The sequence below is a fragment of the Dyella sp. C9 genome (assembly GCF_003332825.1).
Classification (GTDB): Bacteria; Pseudomonadota; Gammaproteobacteria; order Xanthomonadales; family Rhodanobacteraceae; genus Dyella.
On record NZ_QIRF01000022.1, the window covers coordinates 64,714 to 70,713 of the forward strand.

Annotated in this window: 7 protein-coding genes; all 7 read left to right on the top strand. The window is 66.5% G+C overall.

What is annotated here, in order from left to right:
* Window positions 1–32 precede the first annotated feature (32 nt).
* Window positions 33–1,043, top strand: a complete 1,011-nt coding sequence (locus DVU99_RS18465) for an SIS domain-containing protein (RefSeq protein ID WP_114241699.1) — start codon at window positions 33–35, stop codon at window positions 1,041–1,043.
* A gap of 95 nt (window positions 1,044–1,138) precedes the next feature.
* Entirely contained in the window at window positions 1,139–1,678 is a 540-nt protein-coding gene (locus DVU99_RS18470) for an HAD family hydrolase (protein ID WP_198670385.1), read from the top strand.
* Window positions 1,675–2,343 (top strand): LPS export ABC transporter periplasmic protein LptC, encoded by a 669-nt coding sequence (lptC, locus tag DVU99_RS18475; RefSeq protein WP_114241701.1) that lies wholly within the window; start codon window positions 1,675–1,677, stop codon window positions 2,341–2,343. The genes DVU99_RS18470 and lptC overlap by 4 nt, the downstream gene beginning before the upstream one ends.
* The gene (gene lptA, locus DVU99_RS18480; protein WP_114241702.1) at window positions 2,234–2,938 is read left to right on the top strand and encodes a lipopolysaccharide transport periplasmic protein LptA; all 705 of its coding nucleotides are present in this window, start codon (window positions 2,234–2,236) and stop codon (window positions 2,936–2,938) included. Before lptC ends, lptA begins: the two co-directional genes overlap by 110 nt.
* Window positions 2,939–2,941: 3 nt before the next feature.
* The gene (gene lptB / locus DVU99_RS18485) at window positions 2,942–3,661 is read left to right on the top strand and encodes an LPS export ABC transporter ATP-binding protein (RefSeq protein WP_114241703.1); all 720 of its coding nucleotides are present in this window, start codon (window positions 2,942–2,944) and stop codon (window positions 3,659–3,661) included.
* 198 nt (window positions 3,662–3,859) lie between these two features.
* Complete coding sequence (locus DVU99_RS18490) at window positions 3,860–5,326, top strand: RNA polymerase factor sigma-54 (RefSeq protein WP_114241704.1); 1,467 nt, start codon at window positions 3,860–3,862, stop codon at window positions 5,324–5,326.
* Window positions 5,327–5,616: 290 nt separating this feature from the next.
* Entirely contained in the window at window positions 5,617–5,958 is a 342-nt protein-coding gene (gene raiA / locus DVU99_RS18495; protein ID WP_114241705.1) for a ribosome-associated translation inhibitor RaiA, read from the top strand.
* Window positions 5,959–6,000 lie beyond the last annotated feature (42 nt).

The following is a 6,000-nucleotide window of genomic DNA, read 5'->3' on the forward strand; positions in this document are numbered from 1 at the left end:
ACGGATTTCCGGCACCGACTTTCCGAGGAAGCATGCACGCCCACGTCGCCCCCGCCAGCTCCAACGCGATCAACGCCGATGCCATCGTGCGCAGCGCGCGCACCGTGATCGCCACCGAGGCGGCCGCCATCCGCGCGCTCGAACCGCGCATCGGGCCCGAATTCGTCGAGGCCTGCCGCCTGATCATGGGTTGTGCCGGCCGCGTGGTGGTCACCGGCATGGGCAAGTCCGGCCATGTGGCGCGCAAGATCGCCGCCACCCTGGCCTCCACCGGCACCCCGGCCTTCTTCGTGCACCCCGGCGAGGCCAGCCATGGCGACCTCGGCATGATCCTGCCGCAGGACGTGGTGCTGGCGCTGTCCAACTCGGGCGAAACCGACGAGGTCTTGTTCATCCTGCCGGTGATCAAGCGTCAGGGCATCCCGCTGATCGCCATCACCGGCAATGCCCACTCCTCGCTGGCAGAGCAGGCCAACGTACACCTGGACGCCAGCATCGCCGCCGAGGCCTGTCCGCTGGGCCTGGCTCCCACCGCCAGCACCACCGCGGCGCTGGTGATGGGCGATGCCCTGGCCGTCGCGCTGCTGGAAGCCCGCGGCTTCACCTCCGAGGATTTCGCCCGCTCACATCCGGCCGGCAGCCTGGGCCGCCGCCTGCTGCTACACATCAGCGACGTCATGCACACCGGCGAAGGCATCCCCTCGGTGCTTCCCAGTGCCACCCTGACCGAGGCACTGATGGAAATGACCCGCAAGCACCTGGGCATGACTGCCGTGGTCGACTCCAGCCGGCGCCTGCTCGGCGTGTTCACCGACGGTGACCTGCGCCGTGCGCTGGACGATGACGACGTGGACCTGCGTGGCGCCACGGTGGCCGCACTGATGACCCGCGGCCCCAAGACCATCGGGGCCGACAAGCTGGCCATCGAGGCGGCCCAGCTGATGGAAAAGCACCAGATCCACGCCCTGCTGGTGGTCAACGAGAACCAGCAGGTAGTGGGTGCGCTGAACATTCACGATCTGCTCCGCGCCCGTGTGGTCTGATCGAAAGGATCGGCTGCTACAACTGAACGCGTCCACCGTCCGGGCTCCCCGGCGTTTGACGGTACCGCCCTCCTGCCCCTGTGCCGACCCTGCCCATGTACCTGGCTGACATCCCCGCTGACGTACTCGCCCGTGCCGCCAAGATCCGCCTCGTCGTGTTCGACGTGGACGGCACCCTGACCGACGGCCGCCTTTGGTACGCCGAGGACGGCCACGAGACCAAGGTTTTCCACGTGCACGATGGCCTGGGCCTGAAGCTGCTGATGGCCAATGGCGTGCAGGTGGCGATCATTTCCGCCCGCATCAGCCACCCGGTGGCGCTGCGTGCCGAGGAGTTGGACATCGCCCACGTCTACCAGGGCCAGAGCAACAAGCGGGCCTGCCTAGACCAGCTGATGGAAGCCCTGGCGCTGGCCCCCGAGCAGGTGGCCTTCGTCGGTGACGACCTGCCCGACCTGCCCCCGATGCGCATCGCCGGCCTGGCCGTAGCCGTGGCCAACGCCCACCCCTGGGTGTCGGAACAGGCGCACTGGCGCACCCGCCTGGGTGGCGGCCTCGGCGCGGCGCGCGAGATCTGCGACATGATCCTGCACGCGCAGGGCAAGACCGCGGTGGAACAGGAGCGCTGGCGTTGAGTCTGCGTAGCTACCTTCGCGACCGCGGCCTGCCGGTCGCCATCGTCCTGGTGGGCCTGGCCACCGGCGCCGCACAGATGCTCTATTGGTGGCTGGCTCCGGCCCCCAAGACCAGCGACTTTGTGGGTCCGCCGCGTTCGGGCTATACCCTCACCAACTTCAAGCTGTGGTCGTACGACGTCGACGGGCTGCCCAGTTTCCGCATGGTCGCACCGCACCTGGAGCGCCGCGAGAACGACGACTCCCTGTACATCAACACGCCCAAGTTCGAGCTCCCCTCCAACCAGCCGGGGGTGCCACCGTGGCTGGGCAACTCCCTGTACGCCTGGGTCGACAAGAGCGGTACGCTGCTCAAGCTGATGGGACCGGTCTACATGCACCGGGCGGCCTTCGCAGATACTGACGCGGCGGAAATGCACACTACCGACGTCACCGCGTGGCCCAAGGACAACCGCATGGTGACGGCGGCGCCGGCGCACATGAAGCAGGGCGCACGTACACTTAACGGGATCGGCATGCGTGCCAATCTCAATACCAATCATCTGGAGCTGTTCGATGAAGTCACCGGCTCGTATCCACCGCGCCCCAAAAAGCCTCAAGCTGCAGCTCATCCTGCTGAGCCTGGGGCTGCTCACCCTGCAGCCGGCCCTGGCCAGGCAGGATGACCGCAACCAGCCGATGAACTTCTCGTCCAAGACCATGGACGGCTACAACGCGCCCAACACCATCACCACCCTGACCGGCAACGTGGTGGCGACGCAGGGCACCATGAAGATGACCGGCGACATCGCCAAGCTCTATCTGGATGGCGACACCCAGGTCGCGCGTGCCGTGGTCAACGGCAAGCCGGCCCACATCGAGCAGTTGGACGATGCCGGCAACCTGATGCAGGGCGACGCGGCACAGCTCGACTACGACAACATCAACGGCATCGCCGTGCTCACCGGCAATGCCGTGGTGCGCCAGCAGGGCCGCGGCGAGTTCCACGGCGAAAAGCTCACCTACAACACCCAGACCGCGCTCATCACCGGCGAAGCCGGCGGCGACGGCCTGGTGCACGGCGTGATCCTGCCCAAGCAGAAGCCCGGCGCTCCAGGCACCCCCGGAGCCGCCGCGCCGAAGCCGGCCACCCCGCCGACCCGCACCGCCGCCCCCAAGCCCGCCCCGGCCCCGGCCAACGGCACCGCGCCGCAGGCCAAGCCCGCCAGCGCCTCTTCCTCGCCCAGCACGCCGGCCACGCCGCCGACCGGGACCCCGTAATCGATGCTCTCTGCTGAAGGTCTGCAAAAAAGCTTCAAGGCACGCCAGGTCGTGCGCGACTTCGCCTTCTCGATCCGCGAGGGCGAGGTGGTCGGCCTGCTCGGCCCCAACGGCGCGGGCAAGACCACCTGCTTCTACATGGTGGTGGGCCTGATCGAGGCCGACGCCGGCGTGATCAAGCTGGACAAGCAGGACATCACCGGTCTGCCCATGCACCAGCGCGCCAAGCTCGGCATCGGCTATCTGCCGCAGGAAGCCTCGGTGTTCCGCCGGCTCAGCGTGGCCGACAACATCATGGCCGTGCTGGAGCTGCGCGAAGGCTGGGACGAGAAGCGTCGCGCCAACGAGCTGGAAAGCCTGCTGGACGAACTGAAGATCTCGCACATCGCCGACCAGAAGGGCATCAGTCTTTCGGGCGGCGAACGCCGTCGCGTGGAGATTGCCCGCGCGCTGGCCGCCCACCCCCGCTACATGCTGCTGGACGAACCGTTCGCCGGCGTGGACCCGATCTCGGTAGGCGAAATCCAGCGCATCGTGCGCCATCTGAAGGAGCGTGGCATCGGCGTGCTGATCACCGACCACAACGTGCGCGAGACGCTGGGCATCTGCGACCGCGCATACATCCTCAACGATGGCGAAGTACTCTCGCGCGGCACCCCGGCGCACATTCTTGCCGACGAGAAGGTGCGCGAGGTCTACCTGGGCCGCGAATTCCGCCTCTGAGCGACGAGGGACGATCACCGCCCCGCCCGTCCGAATGTTGCGCGACGCTTACATGGCCGCCCGAGGGCGGCCTTCCCGAGGCTGCCAGGTGGGCTACGCCACCGACCTTACGGGATACGTCAATCTGCGAACCGCGCTATGGCCGCCCCCGGTGCAAGGGGTTACGATGCCTTACGCGTTAATAAAGACCCGGCTGGTATGAAACCCGGACTGCAGTTTCGACTCAATCAGCAGCTCACGCTGACTCCCCAGCTGCAGCAGGCCATCCGCCTACTGCAGTTGTCGCAGCTTGAGCTCGAGGCCGAGCTGCGGCAAATCGCCGAGAGCAATCCCCTGCTCGAATTCTCCGAAGACAATCCGGAGGCAAGCGAGGCCGAGGAAGGCAGCGGCGTCGAGCTGATCACCGCCAGCGCCAGCACGACCTCCAGCAGCAGCGATAGCGTCGACGACGTGGAAGCACCCGATTGGAGCGATGGCGACGGCGCGGGTGAGGACCCCATCGACTTCTCCAGCAGTGGTGCCCCGTCGCGCAATGGCAGCAGCGGCGACGAAGACGGCTTCGAGCCGCAGAGCGCCGCGCCGGAGACACTGCAGGAACACCTGCTGTGGCAGCTCAACCTCTCGCACATGAACGTGCGAGAGCGCGCGATCGCCACCGTGCTGGTCGATGCACTCAATCCGGACGGCTATCTCACCGAGAACATGGAGTCGCTGATCGCCGCGCTGCCGTCCGACATCAAGGCCAGCGCCGCCGAAGTGGAACACGTGCGGCGCATGCTGCAGCGCTTCGATCCCACCGGGGTGGCGAGCCTGGACCTGCGCGACTGCCTGCGCGTGCAGCTCGAACAATTCGACCCCGATCTGCCGCAACGCGAACTCGCCTTGCGCATCGTCGACAGCGAATTGGAGCTGCTCGCCCGCAACGACATCGCACGACTCGCGCGCAAGCTCCGCGCGAACGAGGACGACACCGCCGCAGCCGCCGTACTGATCCGCAGCCTCGACCCGCGTCCCGGCGCGGCACTGGACGTCACGCCCGTGGAATACGTGGCTCCCGACGTCTATGCACGCAAGGACGCCGGCCGCTGGCGCGTGAGCCTCAATCCGGACTGCCAGCCCCGCCTGGGGCTGAACCAGCATTACTGCGGCCTGATCGCCCAGGCCCGCGGCACCGATGCCAGCTGGATGCGCGGCCAGTTGCAGGAGGCGCGCTGGCTGATCAAGAGCCTGGAATCGCGCGCAGAAACCCTGCTCAAGGTCGCCGAGGCCATCGTGCGCAGGCAGAGCGCCTTCCTCGACTATGGTCCCGAGGCCATGCACCCGCTGGTGCTGCGCGAAGTGGCCGAGGAAGTGGGCATGCACGAGTCGACCATTTCACGTGTAACTACCCGCAAGTACATCCACACACCACGCGGCACCTTCGAACTCAAGCACTTCTTCTCCAGCGGCGTATCCACCGAAGACGGTGGCAGTGCCTCGGCCACCGCCATCCAGGCCATGCTGCGCAAGCTGGTCGATGCCGAGGACCCGCGCAAGCCGCTGTCCGACCAGGCCATCGCGGAGGAACTGCACCGCAAGGGCATTCAGGTTGCCCGACGCACCGTCGCCAAGTACCGCGAAGCCATGCGCATTCCCAGCTCGAGCGAGCGGCAGCGCGCTGGTTGAACGACCGTTTGCCTCTCTGTGGCACAGCGCCTCGGGAACTTGGCAGCGCAAAAGGCGTCCCCATAATCGTAGGTAAGTCGATCCGACGGGAAACCTGTCATGTCACGTGCGTGAAGGTCGGCATAACGCGAATAGAACGACACAGGCGCATAGTGACCATCCCGACTTGGTGAGGAGGCCGGAACAACCGATCGGAACACCCAGGGCTTTCAAAGGTGTGCGGCCACGCCATAAGTAGCCGGCGCACCGACCCCAGCCGCATCCGCGGCGAGTACCAGAGGAGGCGCAACATGCAAGTTCAGCTCAGCGGTCAGCAGATTGAAGTCACCCAGGCTCTTCGTGATCATGTGAATAGCCGGCTTGACCGCCTCACCCGCCTCGACGACCGGATTCTCAGCCTCAGCATCGTGTTATCGGTGAACAAGCTGCAGCAGCGTGCCGAAGGCACGCTTTCCGTGTCCGGCTCCACCCTGCACGCCGAAGCCCTGGAGAACGACATGTACGTCTCCATCGACGTACTGTTCGACAAGCTGGTGACCCAGCTGCGCAAGCACCGCGAGATGGTCTGCGACAAGCACCAGCGAGCCGCGCGCGAAGAGCGCCTGTACGGCCTGTGTCTTATGCCCATCTGACGCTGCCGAGGATCTTCGGCGTGTTGATGTCGGTGGTCGGCG